Origin of the sequence: Streptomyces pacificus (genome assembly GCF_011766325.1) — a bacterium.
GTDB classification, from domain to species: domain Bacteria; phylum Actinomycetota; class Actinomycetes; order Streptomycetales; family Streptomycetaceae; genus Streptomyces; species Streptomyces pacificus.
In genome coordinates this window covers 390,126-410,696 of record NZ_BLLG01000001.1, presented here as the reverse complement: position 1 = coordinate 410,696, position 20,571 = coordinate 390,126, and the positions used below count along the sequence as shown (strand labels likewise).

The 20,571-nt window shown below is 72.7% G+C and carries 18 protein-coding genes and 2 tRNA genes; 4 read left to right on the top strand and 16 right to left on the bottom strand.

Features of this window, described 5'->3' with window-relative positions:
• Window positions 1–689: 689 nt before the first annotated feature.
• The 3 genes from SCWH03_RS01670 to leuS all read right to left on the bottom strand — a co-directional run bounded on the left by SCWH03_RS01670 (window position 690) and on the right by leuS (window position 5,621).
• The gene (locus SCWH03_RS01670; protein WP_173260829.1) at window positions 690–1,535 is read right to left on the bottom strand and encodes a DegV family protein; all 846 of its coding nucleotides are present in this window, start codon (window positions 1,533–1,535) and stop codon (window positions 690–692) included.
• Between the two features lie 198 nt (window positions 1,536–1,733).
• On the bottom strand, window positions 1,734–2,555 hold the full coding sequence (locus tag SCWH03_RS01665; protein ID WP_173260827.1) for a hypothetical protein: 822 nt from the start codon (window positions 2,553–2,555) through the stop codon (window positions 1,734–1,736).
• A 174-nt stretch (window positions 2,556–2,729) separates the two neighbouring features.
• Window positions 2,730–5,621, bottom strand: a complete 2,892-nt coding sequence (gene leuS, locus SCWH03_RS01660; protein ID WP_173260825.1) for a leucine--tRNA ligase — start codon at window positions 5,619–5,621, stop codon at window positions 2,730–2,732.
• Between the two features lie 626 nt (window positions 5,622–6,247).
• On the opposite strand from leuS, the gene SCWH03_RS01655 reads away from it, so the two are divergent.
• The gene (locus SCWH03_RS01655; RefSeq protein WP_173260823.1) at window positions 6,248–7,897 is read left to right on the top strand and encodes a hypothetical protein; all 1,650 of its coding nucleotides are present in this window, start codon (window positions 6,248–6,250) and stop codon (window positions 7,895–7,897) included.
• The gene (locus SCWH03_RS01650; protein ID WP_173260821.1) at window positions 7,894–9,480 is read left to right on the top strand and encodes an NADH-quinone oxidoreductase subunit NuoF family protein; all 1,587 of its coding nucleotides are present in this window, start codon (window positions 7,894–7,896) and stop codon (window positions 9,478–9,480) included. Before SCWH03_RS01655 ends, SCWH03_RS01650 begins: the two co-directional genes overlap by 4 nt.
• Before the next feature lie 73 nt (window positions 9,481–9,553).
• Here SCWH03_RS01650 and SCWH03_RS01645 read toward each other — a convergent pair.
• The 9 genes from SCWH03_RS01645 to SCWH03_RS01605 all read right to left on the bottom strand — a co-directional run bounded on the left by SCWH03_RS01645 (window position 9,554) and on the right by SCWH03_RS01605 (window position 14,863).
• Window positions 9,554–9,626, bottom strand: a tRNA-Ala gene (locus SCWH03_RS01645).
• 142 nt (window positions 9,627–9,768) lie between these two features.
• Window positions 9,769–10,002 (bottom strand): hypothetical protein, encoded by a 234-nt coding sequence (locus SCWH03_RS01640; protein WP_173261390.1) that lies wholly within the window; start codon window positions 10,000–10,002, stop codon window positions 9,769–9,771.
• Between the two features lie 3 nt (window positions 10,003–10,005).
• A complete protein-coding gene (locus tag SCWH03_RS01635) occupies window positions 10,006–10,167 on the bottom strand; it encodes an IS1 family transposase (protein WP_173260820.1) in 162 nt (53 codons plus the stop codon).
• A 241-nt stretch (window positions 10,168–10,408) separates the two neighbouring features.
• Window positions 10,409–10,481, bottom strand: a tRNA-Ala gene (locus tag SCWH03_RS01630).
• Window positions 10,482–10,783: 302 nt separating this feature from the next.
• Window positions 10,784–11,443, bottom strand: coding sequence for a histidine phosphatase family protein (locus SCWH03_RS01625; protein WP_173261388.1), 660 nt, complete (start codon window positions 11,441–11,443; stop codon window positions 10,784–10,786).
• Window positions 11,440–11,874: a ribosome silencing factor gene (gene rsfS / locus SCWH03_RS01620; RefSeq protein ID WP_173260818.1), complete on the bottom strand. Its 435-nt coding sequence runs from the start codon at window positions 11,872–11,874 to the stop codon at window positions 11,440–11,442. Before rsfS ends, SCWH03_RS01625 begins: the two co-directional genes overlap by 4 nt.
• Before the next feature lie 325 nt (window positions 11,875–12,199).
• A complete protein-coding gene (locus SCWH03_RS01615) occupies window positions 12,200–14,023 on the bottom strand; it encodes an LCP family protein (RefSeq protein ID WP_173260816.1) in 1,824 nt (607 codons plus the stop codon).
• A gap of 19 nt (window positions 14,024–14,042) precedes the next feature.
• Window positions 14,043–14,663 (bottom strand): nicotinate-nucleotide adenylyltransferase, encoded by a 621-nt coding sequence (gene nadD, locus SCWH03_RS01610; protein ID WP_173260813.1) that lies wholly within the window; start codon window positions 14,661–14,663, stop codon window positions 14,043–14,045.
• 38 nt (window positions 14,664–14,701) lie between these two features.
• A complete protein-coding gene (locus SCWH03_RS01605) occupies window positions 14,702–14,863 on the bottom strand; it encodes a hypothetical protein (protein WP_173260811.1) in 162 nt (53 codons plus the stop codon).
• A gap of 282 nt (window positions 14,864–15,145) precedes the next feature.
• Here SCWH03_RS01605 and SCWH03_RS01600 point away from each other — a divergent pair, with 282 nt between their 5' ends.
• Window positions 15,146–16,270, top strand: a complete 1,125-nt coding sequence (locus SCWH03_RS01600; protein WP_173260809.1) for a M48 family metallopeptidase — start codon at window positions 15,146–15,148, stop codon at window positions 16,268–16,270.
• On the opposite strand, the gene SCWH03_RS01595 is transcribed toward SCWH03_RS01600, so the two are convergent.
• Window positions 16,255–17,355, bottom strand: coding sequence for an SCO2583 family membrane protein (locus SCWH03_RS01595; protein ID WP_173260807.1), 1,101 nt, complete (start codon window positions 17,353–17,355; stop codon window positions 16,255–16,257). The genes SCWH03_RS01600 and SCWH03_RS01595 overlap by 16 nt on opposite strands.
• A gap of 84 nt (window positions 17,356–17,439) precedes the next feature.
• Here SCWH03_RS01595 and SCWH03_RS01590 point away from each other — a divergent pair, with 84 nt between their 5' ends.
• A complete protein-coding gene (locus tag SCWH03_RS01590) occupies window positions 17,440–17,586 on the top strand; it encodes a hypothetical protein (RefSeq protein ID WP_173260802.1) in 147 nt (48 codons plus the stop codon).
• Window positions 17,587–17,630: 44 nt separating this feature from the next.
• Here the strand turns inward: SCWH03_RS01590 and SCWH03_RS01585 are convergent, their stop codons facing one another.
• The 3 genes from SCWH03_RS01585 to SCWH03_RS01575 form a co-directional block, all read right to left on the bottom strand.
• Window positions 17,631–18,239 (bottom strand): SCO2584 family spore wall biosynthesis protein, encoded by a 609-nt coding sequence (locus SCWH03_RS01585; RefSeq protein ID WP_173260800.1) that lies wholly within the window; start codon window positions 18,237–18,239, stop codon window positions 17,631–17,633.
• Window positions 18,240–18,305: 66 nt separating this feature from the next.
• Window positions 18,306–19,589, bottom strand: coding sequence for a glutamate-5-semialdehyde dehydrogenase (locus SCWH03_RS01580; RefSeq protein WP_173260798.1), 1,284 nt, complete (start codon window positions 19,587–19,589; stop codon window positions 18,306–18,308).
• Window positions 19,590–19,875: 286 nt separating this feature from the next.
• Window positions 19,876–20,442 carry a DUF8830 family protein gene (locus SCWH03_RS01575; protein ID WP_173260796.1) on the bottom strand — a complete coding sequence of 189 codons (567 nt, stop codon included), beginning with the start codon at window positions 20,440–20,442 and terminating at the stop codon, window positions 19,876–19,878.
• Between the last annotated feature and the right edge of the window lie 129 nt (window positions 20,443–20,571).

Sequence of the window (20,571 nt, the reverse complement as noted above, 5' to 3'; positions counted from 1 at the left end):
GTGCCGTTGCCTGCACGGCAGCCGGCTCCCGGAAGCGCCCGGGTGGCGGCCCGCCGCCCGCCCGGGGTGCGTCCGAGGCGGGGAAGAGGGCTTGGGCGCGCAACCGCACGGCCGATGGCGCTGCCGTGCACGTGGCCGAGGATGCGCTGGACGGGTCCGGCGCCGGCCCCTTCCCCGGCCGCAACCGCTGCCGGCGATGACGGGCACGGCCGTCCGAGGCGGGAGCACGTCCCGGGCCGCTGGTCGCAGAGCGTGATCGGTCGGTCATGACACCCGACGTTAGGGAGTGCGGCGAAACTCCGCTCAGCAGCGTCAATTCCGGTGGGAAACCCGGCCGTTGTGGAAAACTTCGTCACCCTCAGGAGTGACCGCTGTGCTCGTTCGCCCCACCACTGCGCCTCTTCCGCGCCACTACCGCGCCACCACTGCCCCATGGCTGCCCCACCACTGCCCGGAACCACCGCCCCATGGCTGCCCCACCACTGCCCGGAAGGACCGCCCGCGTCCTCACACCAGCGGGGACCGGGACCCGTCGTCAACCAGGCGAACAACCTGCCCGCCGCCGCGCTGCGCCTCGGCACCGAACCGACAGGGCCCGTACGGCCGTCGTCCGGGCTCCGGCCTCCTCGCGGCGTCTCCTCCTCCCGCAGACCCCGGCCCCGGCCCCGCCGCGCCGTGACCGCGCGTCCTCACCGTGCCGAGACCACGGCCCCCAGCAACCCGGGGCCCGTGTGCGCGCCGATCACCGCGCCCACCTCGCTGACGTGCAGCTCGCCCAGGTTCGGCAGCCGCAGCCGCAGCCGCTCGGCCAGTGCGGACGCCCGGTCGGGAGCGGCAAGATGGTGCACCGCGATGTCCACGGGGCCGGTACCGGCGCGCTCAGCCGCGATCTCCTCGAGCCGGGCGATCGCCTTGGAGGCCGTACGCACCTTCTCCTTGAGCTCGATCCGGCCGCCTTCGAGCTGCAGCAGCGGCTTCACCGCGAGCGCCGATCCGAACAGCGCTTGAGCGGCGCCGATCCGGCCGCCACGGCGCAGATAGTCGAGAGTGTCGACGTAGAAGAAGGCGGATGTGCGCGCGGCCCGCTTCTCGGCCGCGGCGACCGCCTCGTCGAGGGAGCCGCCGGCGTCGACCGCCCCGGCCGCTGCAAGGGCGCAGAACCCCAGCGCCATCGCCACCATGCCGGTGTCCACCACACGGACCGGGACGGGTGCCTCCTCCGCCGCCAGCACCGCCGCGTCGTAGGTACCGGAGAACTCCGAGGACAGATGCAGCGAGACGATGCCGGTCGCACCGGCCTCCGCGACAGCCCGGTAGGCGGCCGCGAAGGTTCCCGGGCTCGGCCTGGACGTGGTCACGGCACGGCGCCTCCCCAGCGCCTGCGCGAGGGATCGGGCCGAGATCTCGGTACCCTCCTCGAGCGCCTGGTTCCCGAGCACGACGGTCAGTGGCACCGCGGTGATTCCCTGCGCCTCCATCGTCTGCGGCGGCAGGTAGGCCGTGGAATCGGTGACGATCGCGACATGGCGGGACATGAGCGGGAGGTTACCCGCACCGGGGGCGGCACGGCAGCCCGACCCCGCCCCATCCTTCACTGCCGTATCACGGACGGCTGCCGTCCCGGGGCAGCCCCTACGGCCGGCGGGCAGCACACGGCGCCCAACGGACCACCGGGGCGAGCGGCACCGCCGACCCGCCCCGGCGCGCACACCCCGCCCGGAGAACACGCGGCACTACCGCGTGTTCTCCGGGCGGGTGGTCTTGTCCCAGGGGTAGCGGGTCGAAAGGCGCGGGTCTCGCGGCGGGATCGCCCGCGGCTCCCGGGTACCCCTCCCGGGCCCTGCATTCCCCGCATCCCCCGCATCCCCCGGTGCCCCTTCCCCTGGTCCCCGTTCCTCCGGTGCCCCCGCGGACGCGGCAGGACGCGGTGCCGGCGCGGAGGGCGCCCAGGGCCCCCGCGCCGCCGTCGGCGGAGGGTCCTCCGCCGCGGGCTCGGGCCGCACCGGCTCGCTGCGCGACCAGTCGCGCAGCGCTCCCGCCTCCATGTCGATCTGGGTGGCCAGGAACTCCAGGTCGTCCTCGGCGAAGGAACGCGCGCGGTCCCTGGCGGCCCAGCGCAGGGACTCGGCGGAGTGGGTGATCCGCTCGACGCGCTCACGCAGCTGCGGCAGCCGCTCCCTGGTCCTGTCGCGGTCCGGCTCGTACTCCAGCCTCCGGAGTTCCTCGTCCAGTTCCCGCCCGTGCACGCTGAGCCGGTCGAAGAGCCCGATCGACTCCCGCAGCGACGCGTCCTCGGCCGCCCCGGCGTGCAGGTCGTCCTGTGTGGCCTTCATCGACGTGCGCAGACGCACTCTCAGCTGGGCCAGTTCGCCGGCCACGCCTACCTGCCCGAAGCTCTTCGCCCGCAGTGTCGTGTCCTCGACGGCGCGCCGCGCCTGGCTGATCGTGCGGTCCACCCCTCGCTTGGCAGCGCCGACCGCCTTCACTCCCGCGTACACCCCGAGGGCCACGAAGGCGGCGAAGAGCAGCGCCAGGATCAGTACGGCGGTTTCCATGAGCGCCCCTCCGGGTGGTGTGCGGCAGGTCTCCGGGTGGTGTGCGTGCGTGCTTCCACCGTAAACGGAGCGGGCGGGGCGAGGGCTCCGGTGGAACCCCCAACCTGCCCGTAGGGGGAACGTCAGGGCCGGGGCCCGGCGGTCCCCCGGGCCCCGGCCAGTGGGCGGTTCCTGCTACGCCGGGACGATGTTGACCAGCTTCGGTGCCCGCACGACCACCTTGCGCACGCCCGCGCCGCCCAGCGCCGCCACGACGGCGGGATCGCCCACGGCCATCGCCTCCAGTTCCGCGTCACCGATCGACGGGGAGACCTCCAGTCGGGCCTTCACCTTGCCCTTGACCTGCACGACGCAGGTCACGGTCTCGTCCACGACGTAGGCGGGGTCGGCCACCGGGAAGCCCTGGTGCACGACCGAGCCGGAGTGGCCCAGCCGGTGCCACAGCTCCTCGCCGATGTGCGGCGCCAGCGGGGCGATCAGCAGCACCAGGCGCTCCGCGACCGAGCGGGCGACCGGGCCGCCCGTCTTGGTCAGATGGTTGTTCAGCTCGGTGATCTTGGCGATGGCGGTGTTGAAGCGCATCGCCGCCATGTCCTGCCCGACACCGTCGACGGCCTTGTGCAGGGCGCGCAGCGTCGCCTCGTCCGGCTCCGCGTCCACGACGGTGACCTCACCGGTCGCCTCGTCGACGACGTTGCGCCACAGTCGCTGCAGCAGCCGGTACTGGCCGACGACGGCGCGGGTGTCCCAGGGGCGGGAGACGTCCAGGGGCCCCATCGCCATCTCGTACAGGCGCAGGGTGTCGGCACCGTACTCGGCGGCGATCTCGTCCGGGGTGACCGCGTTCTTCAGGGACTTGCCCATCTTGCCCAGTTCGCGCTTGACGGGTTCGCCGCCGTGGACGTACCCGCCGTCGCGCTCCTCGACCTCGGCGGCGGGAACCGGGAAGCCGCGGGCGTCCCGGTAGACGTGCGCCTGGATCATGCCCTGGTTGTACAGCTTGTGGAACGGCTCGGCGGAGGAGACGTGCCCCAGGTCGTACAGCACCTTGGACCAGAAGCGGGCGTACAGCAGGTGCAGCACGGCGTGCTCGGCGCCGCCCACATACAGGTCCACACCGCCGTGCGGCTGCCCCTCGCGGGGGCCCATCCAGTACCGCTCGATCGCCGGGTCTACCATCCGGTCGGCGTTGTGCGGGTCCAGGTAGCGCAGCTCGTACCAGCATGAACCGGCCCAGTTCGGCATGGTGTTGGTCTCGCGGCGGTAGCGCTTGGCCCCCTCGCCCAGGTCCAGCTCGACCTCTACCCACTCCGCGTTGCGCGACAGCGGGGTCTCGGGCCGGGTGTCGGCGTCGTCCGGGTCGAAGGTGCGCGGCGAGTAGTCGTCGACCTCGGGAAGCTCCAGCGGCAGCATCGACTCGGGCAGCGGGTGGGCCACACCGTCCTCGTCGTAGACGATCGGGAACGGCTCGCCCCAGTAGCGCTGCCGGCTGAACAGCCAGTCGCGCAGCCGGAAGTTGACGGTCGCTTCGCCGACGCCCCTGGCCACCAGCCACTCGGTGATCTTCGTCTTGGCCTCGGCCACCTCCAGGCCGTCCAGGGAGATCTCGTCGTTCGAGGAGTTGATCGTCGGGCCCTGACCGGTGAACGCCTCACCCTCCCAGCCCTCCGGGGGGCGCACGGTGCGGACGATGGGCAGGCCGAACGCCTCGGCGAACTCCCAGTCCCGCTCGTCCTGGCCGGGGACGGCCATGATCGCGCCGGTGCCGTAGCCCATCAGCACGTAGTCGGCCACGAAGACCGGGATACGGGCCCCGGTGACCGGGTTCACCGCGTAGGCGCCGGTGAAGACACCGGTCTTGTCCTTGTGTTCGGTCTGGCGCTCGACGTCGCTCTTGGTCTGGGCCTTCTTGCGGTACTCGGCGACGGCGCCGGCGGGGGTGGCGGCACCGCCGGTCCAGGCTTCCCTGCCCCGGGCGTCCTCGGGCCACTCGGCGGGCAGGATCGAGTCGATCAGCTCGTGCTCGGGCGCCAGCACCATGTAGGTGGCGCCGAACACGGTGTCCGGCCGGGTGGTGAAGACGGTGACGCGGGCGTCGTCGCGGCCGTCGACGGTGAAGGCGATGCGTGCGCCCTCGCTGCGGCCGATCCAGTTGCGCTGCTGCAGCTTGATGGCCTCGGGCCAGTCCAGCGCGTCGAGGTCGGCCAGCAGCCGGTCGGCGTAGGCGGTGATGCGCATGTTCCACTGCCGCAGGTTGGCCTTGAAGACCGGGAAGTTGCCGCGCTCGGAACGGCCCTCGGCGGTGACCTCCTCGTTCGCCAGCACGGTGCCCAGCCCGGGACACCAGTTGACCGGCGAGTCCGAGGCGTACGCCAGGCGGTGGCCGCCCAGGACGTCGGCGCGCTCGACGGCGCTCAGCTCACTCCAGGGGCGCCCGGACGGGGTGGCGCGCTCACCGCTCTCGAACTGGGCGACCAGGTCCTCGATGGGACGGGCCTTGCCCGCCTCCTCGTCGTACCAGGAGCCGAAGATCTGCAGGAAGATCCACTGGGTCCACTTGTAGTAGTCCGGGTCGATCGTCGCGAAGGAGCGGCGCCTGTCGTGGCCGAGCCCCAGCCGGCGCAGCTGGGTCTTCATGTTCTCGATGTTGGCCTCGGTGGACACGCGCGGGTGTGTGCCCGTCTGGACCGCGTACTGCTCGGCGGGCAGGCCGAAGGCGTCGAAGCCCAGGGTGTGCAGCACGTTGTGGCCGGTCATCCGCTGGTACCTGGCGTAGACGTCGGTCGCGATGTAGCCCAGGGGGTGGCCGACGTGCAGGCCGGCACCCGAGGGGTACGGGAACATGTCCATGACGAATTTCTTGGGCCGTGCCACGACATCGGCGCCGCCGGCCAGATCACCGCTCGGATTGGGCGCCTCGTACGTGCCGTCGGCGTCCCAGAAGTCCTGCCAGCGCGCCTCGATGTCGGCGGCAGCGGCCGCCGTGTAGCGGTGGGGTGCGGCCGCCTCGGCGGAGGGAGCCCCATCCGTGCCGGAGGCCGTCGGGGAGGAATTCTTCTCGCTCATGATCCTTAAAGCTCCATCGATCGTCTCTGCCTGCGATTGCCCGAAATGAAAAATCCCCTCGCACAGGAGGGGACGCCGCGCCGATTCCGACCGGGTGGGTCACCGGCCGGGACTGATCAGCGCGGCCCGCTAAGCAGAAGGCGTACGGCACGCATGGCGCCAGGGTACCGCAGGCCTCCTTCCCGCCGCACGGAACAGCCGCCCACCGGAACGGCCGGGGACGGCCGGGGACGGCGGAAGCACCCGCACCGCGAGCAGGCCGGGAACCGGACCCGGACCCCGGGACGCACCGCCTGCCAGGCGGCCGCCGCCGGGCGGTCTCCGAAGGACGGCCTCCGAAGGACGGCGAAGGACGGCAGAGGACGGCAGAGGACCGCCAGGTGAGCGGACGGCACCGCCTCCGGGCACGCAGAACCGTTTCGCAGGGCGTGGGTTACTCGGCGTATCACCCCTATCCGGGGCAACCCCAGAGTCAGTTGTCGGCCAGGCTGACCACTAAACCTCGAAAACTCGTACCCATGGGAATGACGCCACTTAGAGTGCGACGACGGGACCGCTTTCCCGCACCATTCGGAGCCCCCATGAACCCTCGCCGCAAGATCCGTTCGTCGCCCGGTGACCCGGGCTTGAGCCGCCAGGCACAGGGCGGACTGATCGCCGCCGCTCTCGTGCTCATCCCGCTGCTCGCGATCCTTGGCAACGATGCCTTCCGGGCCGCGCTGGACTTCGCCGCCGGCGTGCTGTCCCTGGTCTCCCTGACCGCGTCGGTCGCCTGGGGCCTGATCGCCACCGACCGCGTGTTCCTCTCCACGCGCCACCGCCTGCTCGCCCAGGCCATCCACAGAAGCACCGCTGTCGCCTCGCTCGGCTTCCTGCTGCTGCACGCCACGATCAAGATCTCGCTCGACCACGTCGAACTGCTGGCCGCCCTGGTGCCGTTCAGTCTCGGCATCACCGGCACGTCCGGGCTCATCGGCTTCGGCTCGCTCGCCGGTCTGCTGATGGTCGTCGCCGGCTCGACCGGCGCCGCGCGCAGCGCACTCGCCGGCAACGGCCGCTTCGCGGGACGCTGGCGGGCGCTGCACATGCTGGCGTACCCGGCCTGGTGCCTCGCTCTTGTGCACGGCCTCTACGCGGGGCGCCCCGCCGACGGCTGGGTCACCGTGATGTACAGCCTGGCGCTGCTCGGAGTCGCCGCCGCAGTGTCGCTGCGGCTGCTGCCGCTGCCGGTGAAGAGGCGGATCGTGGAGCAGATCACGAGCCTGGCCGGTGCCGCCCGGGACGTCCCCGGAGCCGCCGGGCAGAACACCCGCGACATGGCGTCGTCCCCTCTTCCCGGCGCGTCCGGCATCCCCGCACAGCCCCGGGCCCGCTTCGAGCGGGGGTTCCCGCCCGGCGGCGCCGACCTCGGCGACCCACCGGGACGGCGGCCGGGGCAGCCGCTCGGAGCCCCGCTGGGCTCGCCGCTCGGAGCCCCGCTGGGGCAGCCGGTCGGAGCCCCGCGCGGCGAGCCGCGCACGCTCGCTGCACCGTCACCGCAGCTGTACGAAGCCACCCAGCAGCTCCCCAGCACGGCATCTGACCTGCCGTCCGGGCCGGTCTCGGCCACGGAGCCCTTCCCCGGCGCCGGACCGGTCATCGGCGGGCCGCTGTCCGGCGACGGCCCGGGGACGGGGATCTCCGCCGCCTATCGCGCGGTCTCCCGGGCGGGTGACGCCTCCCCGCGCACCGGAGCACCGACGGCGCCGCAGGGGCGCTCCGCCGACGATGTGCCGTATGCCGAGCGCATCCCGATGACCGAGGAGCTGCCGGTCGTCCCCGACGACCCCGCGCCCCGGCCGGCGAGCTGGCCCACGCCCTCCCCACCACCCCCGGCCCAGGCCTTCCCGCAGCCGCCCGCAGACTCCCCCAGCAATCACAGCAATCACAACGCTCCAAACGGCCACAACAGCCAGAACGACCACAACGAACCCCGTGGTTCCGGCAACCCCGGCGACCCCTACCTCCCCCACGGCACGGCCGAGGCCTCCGGCTACAGCGAGCCGTACGCGGCTCCGCCCGGCGGCGGTTTCGACCCCGCGGGCTCGTTCGGCGGCACGGGCTCGTTCGACCCCGCGGCCTCCTTCGGCGCCGCGGGCGCTCCGGGCCGCTACGACGGCCCACCGTCCGCCGAGCCGCTCCAGGGCTCGAGCAACGAGACCCGATCGCAGCCCGGTCCGCTGTATCCACCGACGGCCGGTGAGCCGTGGAACGCACCCGCAGGAGAACGACCGTGAACGCCCCGCTCCCCGATGTCCCCGAGGTCCGCGTCGTCGGCCTGCCCCAGCTCACCCAGGGATTCGACCTGGTCGAGCGCCTCGACCTGACCATGCACCTGAAGGTGCACGGCCCGCTCGAACCCATGAGCGGTGAGCGGCTGGCCCAGCTGGCCGAGAACATATCCCTGCGCGGCCGCGGCGGCGCGGGCTTCCCGTTCGCCCAGAAGCTGCGGGCCGTGGCGAAGGCCGCCATCCGGCGCGGAGTGCGGCCCGTGGTGGTGATCAACGCCAGTGAGGACGAACCCGCGTGCCGCAAGGACACGGTGATGGTCAACCGGGCGCCCCACCTGATCCTGGACGGGGCGCTGCTGGCCGCCGAGGCGCTGGGCGCGCGCACCCTGGTCGTCGCGGTGACCCGCAACTCCACGGAGGTCTCCATCCGGGCGGCGCTGGCCGAGCGCGGACTGTCCGACCGGCGGGGGCAGCAGCTGCGCGCACGGGTGCAGCGCAACCCCGAGCGCATGGTCTCCGGCGAGGCCTCGGCGATCATCCGGGCGATCAACGGCGGCCCCGCGCTGCCTCCCGGGCGCCGTGAGCGCGCCGCCGAGTCCGGTGTGGCGGGGGCACCGACACTGCTGTCCAACGCGGAGACGTTCGCCCAGCTGGCCGTGTCCGCGCGGATCGGGGCCCGCCGATACGGACACACGGGCTTGGAGAACGAACCGGGCACGGTGATGCTCACGGTCTCCGGGGCGGTGGCGCGTCCGATGGTGATCGAGGTGCCGACCGGAGTGCCGATGCGGTACGTGCTGCAGCTCGCGGGGGCACCGCCGGTTCCCCAGGGCGTGCTGACCGGTGGCTACCACGGCAACTGGATCGACGCCGCCGCCACCCACGAGGCCGTGATCTCCCGGGAGTCGCTGGCCAATGTCGGCGGGGCGCTCGGCGCCGGCGCGATCCTCCCGATCGGCCAGGAGACCTGCCCGCTGGGTGAGGCCCAGCGGGTGGCCAACTGGCTCGCCGCCGAGACCGCGGGCCAGTGCGGACCGTGCAAGCTCGGCCTGCCCGCGGCGGCCGGCGGCCTCTCCGACGTGATCAACGGTGGCGGTCCGGCCGCCCTGGAGGCGCTGCGCGAGGTGACACAGGCGGTCAAGGGCCGCGGAGCGTGCAAGCACCCCGACGGTTCCGCCCGGTTCTTCGCCTCGACCCTGTCGGCGTTCACGGACGACCTGGCCGCGCACGTCCTCCACGGCGGCTGCGGCCGGGAGACGGTCGGCGTGCTGCCGCTTCCCGGTCCCGTCGGCCAGGAGGCGCAGGAGTCCATCCCGAGCGGTGAGAAGCTCGCGGTGGACTGGACGCTGTGCCAGGGCCACGGGATCTGCGCGGAGATCGTGCCGGAGCTGATACGCATGGGCGCCGACGGCTACCCCTCAGTGGCGGAGGCGGCGGTTCCGACGCATCTGCAAGGCCGCGCGCAGCGGGCCGTGCGCCGCTGTCCCGCGCTGGCACTGCGCATCGAGCAGGCACCGGCTGCACGGAGCGCGAAGCCGGCCCTGCCGCCGGGCGGCGACCGCAAGGCGCTCGGCAGCGGCCGGGGTTGACACATGGAGGAGGGCCATCCGATCGGATGGCCCTCCTCCATGTGCTCTGCCCGTGTACTCTGACGAGCCGCTGTGGAGCTAAGGAGAATTGAACTCCTGACCTCTTGCATGCCATGCAAGCGCTCTACCAACTGAGCTATAGCCCCTTGCCGTCCGCCGTCTTGCTTCCCGGGGTCTCCCCCGCGGCGACACCGAGAACACTACACGGTTCCCCCGGTGGTCCGCCAAATCCTTTCCCGTGCACATCGATGCGGGTGCTGACGTGCGCTTCCACGGCCGGGAAGGACGTCATGCCCTGGCGAACGAGTAGAAGCGCTTCAGCGCGCAGTGCTCGTCCAGCAGCCGTCCGTAGATCGGCTCCCCCTCGAGCTCACGATAGGTCTCGATGGGATCGCCCTTTATGATCAGCGCCCGCGCGCACTCCTCGCACCAGTACTGGTATCCGGGATTGACCGGGTCCATGTCCCGGACGATCGGCGTGCCGCTGCCGCACCAGTCGCACTTCCTCCGGTGTGCACCCATCATTCAGCTCCAGCTGTGGCCGCAGGCGGTGCACACGTACGAGATACCTCCGTTGTCGCCGAGCACTTGGGCAACGTGGAACGAACCGCAGGAGGGGCAGTTGAGGTGAGTCCGGACTTCGGCAGCGAGGAGCCGTTCGTCGCCCTCGTCGCCGCCTCCGGGCATCGCCCCTCCCTCCCGTCCAGGCCTTCGCCCCCCTTCAGCCGTCCCGATTCTGCCATGGCGGGGCGAGGGGGACACCGGCGTCGGCGAACCCGTGCCGCCGGGTCGGCGGAGGTCGCCGCGGGCACCGGGTGGGGCTCTCCGCGGACCGCGGAAACACGGAATCCCGCCCCCTGCCGGGGACGGGATCCGGATGACGCTGACGATGGCGACCGTGAAATCGACGATGACGCCTGCGAAAACGTGGAGCTAAGGAGAATTGAACTCCTGACCTCTTGCATGCCATGCAAGCGCTCTACCAACTGAGCTATAGCCCCTTGCGTTCTTCGCGCTCCGCGCTGCGAACAAGAAGAACCTTAGCCTGTGACCAGCCGGAAAGTGAAATCGGCCGGCCCCAGGGCCGTCCGCACCAGGCACACCGCCCGCACCGCCCGCACTGCCCGCACGCCCCGGGCCGCTCCCGGTCGCCACGCGCCGGGCCGCTTCGGGGCCGGGGCCGGGCGGTGCGCCGCCGGAGGCGGCTTCGGGGCGCTCGTGGCGGGACACGGGCCCGGGGCGGACTCCGAAGGGCTCCGGGCGCCGTGGGTGCCCGCTTCCCGGTACCGGCCGTACGGCGCCGTCAGTCGTCGTCGCCGAGGACCGGTTCGGGGAGCGTGCCCGCGTTGTGCTCCAGCAGGCGCCAGCCTCGGGCGCCCTCTCCGAGTACCGACCAGGAGCAGTTGGCGAGGCCGCCCAGTCCCTCCCAGTGCCGGGCCTCCAAGCCGAGCAGCCTGCCGATCGTCGTGCGGATGGTGCCGCCGTGGCTCACCACGACGAGCGTGCCGCCGCCGGGCAGCTTGTCGGCGTGGCGGAGCACGACCGGCGCCGCCCGGTCGGCGACCTCGGTCTCCAGCTCGCCGCCGCCGCGGCGCACGGGCTCTCCGCGCTTCCAGGCGGCGTACTCCTCGCCGTGGCGCTCGACGATCTCCTCATGGGTCAGCCCTTGCCACGCGCCCGCGTAGGTCTCGCGCAGCGCGGGGTCCCGGGTGACCGCGTGGCCGGTGATCGAGGCCAGCTCGTCGGCCGTCGCCGCCGCCCGGCTGAGGTCCGAGCTGACGATCGCGTCCGGCTTCAGTGAGGCGAGGAGCCTGGCGGACCGCCGGGCCTGGCTGACGCCGGTGCCGGTCAACTCGATGTCCGTGGAGCCCTGGAACCGGCGTTCGAGGTTCCAGGCGGTCTGGCCGTGCCGCCACAGGACGATGCGGCGGCCCCGGCCCTTGCCGGTGTCGCTGCGGCTCAGCTCAGCTCACCGTCCGATCCACTGCCGGTGAGCCTGGCGTGCTCCTCGGCCCTGCCCCGGGTCTTCGCGGCGTCCTCGGGCAGCGGAAGCTCCGGGCAGTCCTTCCACAGCCGCTCCAGGGCGTAGAAGACCCGCTCCTCGCTGTGCTGGACGTGGACCACGACATCGACGTAGTCGAGCAGGATCCAGCGCGCGTCACGGTCGCCCTCGCGGCGCACGGGCTTGGCGCCCAGCTCCTTGAGCAGCTTCTCCTCGATCTCGTCCACGATCGACTTGACCTGGCGGTCACTCGGGGCGGAGGCGAGCAGGAACGCGTCGGTGATCGACAGCACTTCGCTGACGTCGTAGGCGATGATGTCGTGCGCGAGCTTGTCCGCCGCCGCCTGTGCGGCGACGTCGATGAGCTCGAGGGAACGGTCCGTAGCGGTCACAAGCAGGCTTTCGTCGGTGGTCGGAACCCTTACAGGGTCTCACGGACCGCGGACGGCCCACGCGGCAATTCACCGCGGGACGGCGCTCGCCCGGCCCGCGTCCCTCCGGACCACACGGACGGACCGCACAGACGGGCGGCACGGAAGGGCGGCACAAACAGGCGGCGCGGAAGGGACGGGAGGGCGCAGGGACGGGAGGGCGCAGGGACGGGAGGGCGCAGGGACGGGAGGGCCCGCAGCGCGCGGACACGTCGCACCCGGGTCGCTCACCCGATCACCCGGGACCGCGGGCGGCCCCGGCACCCCGCTCGCAGGCCCCGTCGGCTCACCGGGGCTCGTAGTCCTGGCCGAGAACGACCAGCACGTCGGCGTTCGGGGCCGCCTCGCCCTTCGCGACCGCGGTCTCGTCCAGGCCCAGGGTCTTGGCGACCTCCACGGCGTTCTGCTGCTGCGCCGCGTCGCCGTAGACGACCCGCGTCGACGGCCCGGGGTCGGCCCTGCCCCCGTCAACGAAGGCGTATCCGCCGTTCACCAGGACGATCCTGGTGCTCTCGGTGGCGCCGTCGCCGCCGCTGCCGTCGCGGACGGCCACCCGGACCGCCCCGCCCTGCTCCGGTGCGCTGACGCGGCCGCCAAGGACGTCCTTCACCAGACCGTCGGCGACGTCCCGGCTGAGCGTGCCGTCGTCCTGGACGGGCAGCACGGCGGTCTGGTAGTCGCCGCCCTTGGCGCGCTCGGCGAGCCTGGCGAGCGACGCTCCGAGGTCCTTCTCGGGCAGCGACGGGTCGAGGATCTGGGCCAGGGTCTCGACGGTCACCGTGGCGGCGCCGGCGTCGCTCGGCATCTTCCGCAGCACGCCGTACACGACCTGGCCGAATCGCTGCAACTGCTCGGCCTCCGCCTCCGCGGGGGCGCGGTAGGTGGCGTAGGCGACGGCCGAGCGCCCGTTGAGCGTCTGGTTCTCACCCTGCCGTACCAGGGGCGCGTCGCCCTTCTGCGCCCCTGGTACGGCCGTATCGGTGGTGATGTCGATACCGCCGACCAGCTCGACGAGGTTCTCCAGGTAAGGGGTGTCCAGGCGCCAGGTACCGGTGACCCGGGTGCCGAGCAGGGTGCCGACGGCCTCGCGTGTGCCGGTGGTGCCGTCCTCGTCGACGGACTTGCCGAGGGTGGTGGCGACCCCCTCGTCGTCGGCGACGGACAGCGCGTTCGGCAGCAGCACGGTGGTGCCCTGCCCGGTGGTGGCGTTGTCCACGAGGAGGGCGGTCGACGTGCCCTCCTGCCTGGTGTTGTGGAGGTGGAGCACGATCACGTCCCGCTTCTGCGAACCGGTCGCGGTGGTCTGTGCGCCCCCGGGGTCGGGGGTGCCGGGCAGCTTGCCCGCGTACCAGAGGTAACCGGCGCCGCCGGCGACGGTGAGGGAGAGGACGGCGGCGAGTGCCACGATCCGGTGGCGACCGCGCCGTTTCGCCTCCTCCCGGCGCTCGGACCGGCTCTCGGTGAACTTGAGCCAGTCGATGACGTCCTCGGAGTCGCCGTCCGGCTCCTCGACGAAGGAGAACTGCTCGGTGCGGTACTCGCCGTCGGCACCGGCCGGGGCACGGCGCTGCCCGGGCAGGGCCTGGCCGCCCAGGTCCGGCCCGGCCGGGGCGGGATCGCGGTGCTCGCCGTGCGACTGCGGGGCGGGGGGCCGCTGGGGGAAGGCGGGCTGCTGGGACGGCAGGCTCCCCTGCGGACCGGTGCCCGCGGGAGCCCCCGGGCCCGCTTCGTGGCCTGGGCCGTCGTGGCCTGGGCCGTAGCCGTGGTGGTACCCGGGACCGAGGTCGTGGCCGTCCTGGGGCGGTTGCTCCCGGCCGTAGAAATCGTACGGCCGCGTCTGCTGCTCCGGCTGCTGCGTGGCCTGTGTCTGCTGCCAGGGCTGGACGTAGGGCTCGTAGCCGTACCCGGGGGAGGCCGGGGACTGCTGCGGCTCGTGCTGCGGTCCGTTCGGGTCCGGGGAGTACCGGCCGTACGCGTCGTGGCCGTGGGACTGCGGGACGTGCCGGAGCTGCTGGTAGACCGGCTGCCCGTACGCGTCGTAGCCGACGATCTGCGGCTGCTGCGGGGGGTCCGCATCGTACGGGTCGTACGGGTACTGCTGGTCGTTCACCGGTGCCCCTCTCCGTGGCCTACTCGCCGCGGTACAACTGGCGCTTGTCGATGTAGCGCACCACACCGTCCGGCACCAGATACCAGACCGGATCGCCCTGCGCGACCCTCGCGCGGCAGTCGGTGGACGAGATCGCCAGCGCGGGCACCTCCACCAGGGAGACGCCTCCCTTGGGGAGCCCGTCGTCCGTCAGGTCGTGACCCGGCCGGGTCACGCCGATGAAGTGCGCGAGGGAGAACAACTCCTCGGCATCCCGCCAGGTGAGGATCTGGGAGAGCGCGTCGGCCCCGGTGATGAAGAAGAGCTCCGCATCGGTGTTGAGCGCCCGCAGGTCCCGGAGGGTGTCGATGGTGTACGTCGGCCCGCCGCGGTCGATGTCGATGCGGCTGACGGAGAACTGCGGGTTGGAAGCCGTGGCGATGACCGTCATCAGATAGCGGTCCTCGGCAGGCGACACCGCCTTGTGCCCCTTCTGCCACGGCTGTCCGGTCGGTACGAACACCACCTCGTCGAGGTGGAACAGGGCCGCCACCTCGCTGGCGGCCACCAGGTGTCCGTGGTGGACCGGGTCGAACGTCCCGCCCATGACGCCGAGTCGGCGCTTGCCGCGGCCGGCCGTAGGCACTTCCTGCTGTCCCATGCGTGCAGAGCCTACTGGCACTGCCGTTCGGATCCGGCTCAGCGGTCGCGGTTGAAGCGGGTGGTGATCCACAGCAGCAGGAGCAGCGCGCCCAGCGCGCCGAAACCGGTGAGGTAGGCGCTGAGGCTTTGGTGGCTGCCACCGTGCTCGGCGTCCTCGGCGAGAGTGACCAGGGTGGCGGCGGTGCTGGTGAGACTCATCTTCTGCAGGCCCTATTCTCGGAGTCGGAGCGGAGACTTCGGACACATCGTATGCGGGCGCTCCGGGCACGCTCACCCCGACTCGGTCGACTCGGCCGGCCCCCGGTCGCCGGCCGGGTGCGGCGCCCCACCGGGCGGTCGCCGCCCGGTGGGACCGGGCCCGGGCGGAGTTGTCCACAGGCCCCGCCGCAGAGAGACCGCAGCGCTTAGTGTGGGGTCTGTCAGGGGGACGGGGCACGTCCCCTGACGACGGCAGGACGTGTCGAGAGGCCAGGGGGCACCATGACCGACCGCAGTTCCGAGAACGTGCCGGGCAGGCGCCGCACACGCTTCCCGGGAATCTCCTCGCGTGCGTACGAGCACCCGGCGGACCGTTCGGCGCTGGTCGCCCTGCGCAGGCTGAGCGGGTTCGACACCGTGTTCAAGGCGCTCAGCGGACTGCTCCCGGAGCGCAGCCTGCGGCTGCTGTTCCTGTCCGACTCGGTGCGGGTGAGCGAGACCCAGTTCGCGCACCTGCACACGATGCTGCGCGACGCCTGCTACATCCTGGACCTGGAGAAGGTCCCGCAGATGTACGTCACTCAGGACCCGAAGCCGAACGCCATGTGCATCGGCCTGGACGAGCCGATCATCACGGTCACCACCGGTCTGGTGGAACTGCTCGACGAGGAGGAGATGCGGGCGGTCGTGGGCCACGAGGTGGGGCACGCCCTGTCCGGCCACTCCGTCTACCGCACGATCCTGCTGTTCCTCACCAGTCTCGCGGTGAAGGTGGCCTGGATCCCGCTGGGCAACATGGCCGTCATGGCGATCGTGACCGCGCTGCGGGAGTGGTTCCGCAAGTCCGAGCTGTCCGCGGACCGGGCCGGGCTCCTGGTGGGCCAGGATCTGCAGGCCTCGATGCGGGGTCTGATGAAGATCGCCGGTGGCAACCATCTCCACGAGATGAACGTGGACTCCTTCCTGGAGCAGGCCGAGGAGTACGAGGCAGGGGGCGACCTGCGGGACTCGGTGCTGAAGATCCTCAACATGCTGCCGAGGACGCACCCGTTCACCACCGTGCGCGCCGCCGAGCTGAAGAAGTGGGCGGAGAGCCGCGACTACCAGCGGATCATGGACGGTCACTACCCGCGGCGCACGGAGGACGGGGACGCCTCCGTCACCGATTCGTTCCGCGAGTCCGCCTCGCACTACGCGGACTCGGTGCGCGGCAGCAAGGACCCGCTGATGAAGCTGGTGGGGGACATAGCCGGCGGCGCGGGGGATCTGGGCGGCCGGCTGCGCGACAGGTTCACCGGGGCCGCGTCCGGCGGGAGCCGCGGCGGCGGTGGCGGAAGCGGCCCGGGGGACAGAGGAACCGGTCCCGGGGATGACGGGCCGGAGGCGACGGGTCAGCGCGGCGGCTGACCGGCGCTCGAGAGGGTCCCGCAGACCGCCGCTGCGGCGCGGCCGGATTGGTACGGGTCGGTCCCGGCCGGTCCCTTGCCGGTCGCCCGCTGGCCGGCCAGCAGCGGCTGCATCACGGCGGCAGCGTCGGCCGAGCAGGACATCGGGCCCGCCTCCGTGTGACTGAACAGCAGCTCGGCCCGGTGGGCGCGCAGGTCGTCGCGGTCGAACCGGAAGTGCAGCTGACGCCGCACGGTGAAGAGGGAGGCCCCGTCCGCGGTCGGGCCGTCCGCGGCGGCGGTCGCGCCCCCTCCCGCCCCGGCCGGGCGCACCGTGTAGGCGAAGGTGTGGTCAGCGGTCACCTCCAGCGCGTCGGGGCCGGCCTCGGCGAAGGCCAGTGAGCCGCGGACCCGTACCTCCGGGCCGGCCAGCGCGACGCGGTCGGGGTCGAAGCGGACGAGCCAGCCGGTCGCCGCGTGGCGGCCGTCGTCCTCGGGTTCGTTCATCGACCGGTCGAACTGGGCCAGCTGGCCCGGGTCGAGCAGCACCCGCACCGGCCGTACGGTGCCCTGCCCGAGGACGGCGGGGTCGACGGAGGACTCCACCAGATAGTCCTTGGCAACGGTCAGCGCGGTCATCACCTGGCCGTCGGAGAAGTTCCTGGTGTGCCGTACGGCCGGAAGGGTGATGCCGGCGGCTCCGGTGCGGAAGTCCGCCGCGGGGCTGCGGGCGTACAGGCCGGCCGGATCACCGCCCGGCACGGTTCCCTCGGGGGCGAGCGGCACGACGGTGCTCCGCAGCGCCTGGACGGGCCGGCTCTCGGGCGGCCGGTAGGGATGGCGCGCACCCATGTAGAGGACGGCACCGAAGGCCATGGCGATCAGCAGCACCAGCACCAGGAAGTGCCGGGGCCCGTTGCGCAGCCCCCATCCGGGTCGGCTGCGGACGGCCCTGGCGTGGTCTCCCATCCGCTCCTGCGCCGAGAACTCCTGGAGGCGGGCGGCGCGGACGAATGATTCGTCGAACACGACCGAGCGGTACTCGTCGTCTTCGCCGCCGGGGAGCCCCTCGGGTGTCCCCTCAGGTGGGTCTCCACGCCCTGCCATACCTTCCAGGGTAGGCCCGGGCGGTCCGCGTGAGCGCGGCACCGGATGCCGGGGCGCCCTCGCCGGGGCGGGCCCGGTCAGCGCGTGCGGGGAACCGCGGAGACGGCCGGCGCGGAGTACTCCGCCGACGCGGACGGGCTCGCCACACGCTCCGGGACGATGCCCCCGCCCGGCATGTCGACGCCGCTGGTGGTCGGTGTGGGCACCCGGTCCTGGCTGCGGTCCGCGTGAGCGCGGCACCGGATGCCGGGGCGCCCTCGCCGGGGCGGGCCCGGTCAGCGCGTGCGGGGAACCGCGGAGACGGCCGGCGCGGAGTACTCCGCCGACGCGGACGGGCTCGCCACACGCTCCGGGACGATGCCCCCGCCCGGCATGTCGACGCCGCTGGTGGTCGGTGTGGGCACCCGGTCCTGGCTGCCTCCCGACGCTCCCCGGTACACGGCCGTGAAGGCCAGGGCCACCATGCCGACGCCCATCACCACGGCGAGGACCCAGGCGACCGGACGGTGCCAGCGGGCGGAGCCCCGGTAGGGCCTCAGTGCGCCGCCGTGTGGCCCGTAGGGGTCGGCGTAGCCGTCGAGACCGTCGGGGTCGATGTCGCCGGGGTCACGCTCCCGGCCGTATCCACCGCCAGGGCCGCGGCCGTCGTCGCAGAACTCGTCGTCGGTGGGGGCGAGGCCCGATCGGGCGCGAGCCGCCTCGGCCTCGGCGCGGGCCTGTGCGGCGGCGAGCAGCCGCTCCACGGCACTCGGTTCATGGACCTCCGCCGCCCGGACGAAGTCCTCGTCGAACACCACGGAGGCGAAGTCCTGGTCCGCGCCTCCGCGGTCGTCGTCAGGCTCCCAGCCGTCCGGGAACGGCCTGCCCCCCACGTCGTCCGGCACGCCTTCAGGGTAGACCTGGGCGTGGGATTTCGTCAGGGAGTGGGGGCACCCGGCCACACCCGGCCGTCACCGGGTGTGACCGTCTCCCGTCACGATGTACTTGGTCGAGGTCAGCTCCGGCAGACCCATCGGGCCGCGGGCGTGCAGCTTCTGCGTGGAGATCCCGATCTCCGCACCGAAACCGAACTGACCGCCGTCGGTGAAGCGGGTGGACGCGTTCACCGCCACCGTCGTCGAATCCACCAGCCGGGTGAAGCGCCGGGCCGCCGCCTGGGACGTGGTGACGATGGCCTCGGTGTGCCCGGAGGACCACAGGCGGATGTGCTCCACGGCCTTGTCGAGGGAGTCCACCACGGCGGCGGCGATGTCGTAGGAGAGGTACTCGGTCTCCCAGTCCTCGTCCGTGGCGGCCACCACCGCGGCCTCGGAGCCCTCAGCGAGCGCGAGGGTGCGCTCGTCGGCGTGGACGGTGACACCAGCCTCGGCGAGCGCTGCGAGGGCCCGGGGCAGAAATGCCTCGGCGATGTCCTGATGGACCAGGAGAGTCTCGGCGGCGTTGCAGACGCTGGGCCGCTGGGCCTTGGAGTTGACCAGGATTGCGACGGCCATGTCGAGGTCGGCCTGAGCGTCGACGTAGACATGGCAGTTGCCGGTGCCGGTCTCGATGACCGGGACGGTGGACTCCTCGACCACGGTCCGGATCAGGGAGGCCCCGCCGCGCGGGATGAGGACGTCGACGAGACCCCGGGCGCGCATCAGCTCCCTCACGGAGTCGCGGCTCTCACCGGGGACGAGCTGTACGGCGTCAGCGGGCAGCCCGGAGCCGCCTACGGCGTCCCGTACCACCCTCACCAGGGCGGTGTTCGAGGCGTACGCGGAGGAGGAGCCGCGGAGCAGCACGGCGTTGCCGGACTTGAGGCACAGCGCGGCGGCGTCGACCGTCACGTTCGGCCGGGCCTCGTAGATGATGCCGACGACGCCGAGGGGGACGCGGACCTGGCGCAGGTCGATCCCGTTGGGAAGGGTGGAGCCGCGGACGACCTCGCCGACCGGATCGGGCAGCGCGGCGACATGCCGGACATCCGCCGCGACGGCCCGCACCCGGTCCGGGGTCAGGGTGAGCCGGTCGACGATGGCCTCGCTGGTGCCGGCCTCCCGGGCGCGGGCGATGTCCTCGGCGTTCGCCTCGACGATCTCGCTGGTGCGCACCTCGAGTGCGTCGGCGATCGCCAGCAGGGCGTCGTCCTTGACCGCCCGCGGAAGTGGCGCGATGTCGGTGGCCGCGGCGCGGGCACGGTAGGCGGCACGGGTGACCGGGGTCAGGTTGTCGTACGGCGAGAGCGAGGTCATGACCGCAGGGTAATGCGCACGCTGCGGACATCCCTCAGGTATTCCGCACTGCGAGACGTGAGGGACCGGGCGCCGGTACGGGGCGGGGGCCTTCCTCCCGGTGGCGTCCGGCCCGCCCCCGGACACCGCCTCCGCCGACCGGGCTCGGTCTCGGTGCCAGGCCGGCCCCGGTCCCGCCCGCCGGTGACGCCCCGGCCGGTGACGCGGCTTGCCCCTACCCCCATCCCACGCCCCGTCGTTGCGCCCCGTCCTACGCACCGGTCCTACGCCCCGGTGGCCGCCGTCGTCAGAAGGGGTGCACTCCGACGGGAGTGGCCGGGGGCGGCCCGTACCCCTCGGCGATGCGCTGGTGGTAGGTCTCGCGGTCGATGACCTCCAGGCCGACGATCTCCCAGGGCGGCAGCCTGGCCGTGGACCGGTGCTCGCCCCACAGCCGCAGGGCGACCGCGGCGGCGTCGTGCAGGTCCCGGGCCTCTTCCCAGTAGCGGATCTCCGCGTGGTCGTCGGCGTACCGGCTGGTCAGCAGGAACGGGTGGTCGTGGGCGAGCTGCTCCAGCCCCCGCCTGACCTCCTGCAGCGGTGCCCGAGCTCCCGAGACGCGCAGCGTGATGTGCCAGAGCCGGGACACGGCCCGGTCACCGGCCCGCGGCTCGGTTTCCTCGCCTGCCTGGCGTTCCTTCCGGCGGGTCCCGGCGGCCCGGGTGAGGCCGTCCCGGGCGCCGAGTTCCGCGGGCCGTTCGAGATCGGGGCCCGCTTCCACACTGCTCAGGGCACGCTGTTCCCCAACGGACCTGCGGGTGTGCGTAGTTGCCCGTGTCCCACGGGGCGCCGCCCCTGGGCGCGCTCGTCTCACCGGCGGCCTCCTGTCGATGCGTCGTGGTGCCGAACCCCGCCTTGCCCTCTGACAAAGTTGACCAGTCCAGGGCCGGTGGCGGGGCGGTTTTGATGAAGGTCCCTGCCGGATGGCCGGACTTTCAGCCGT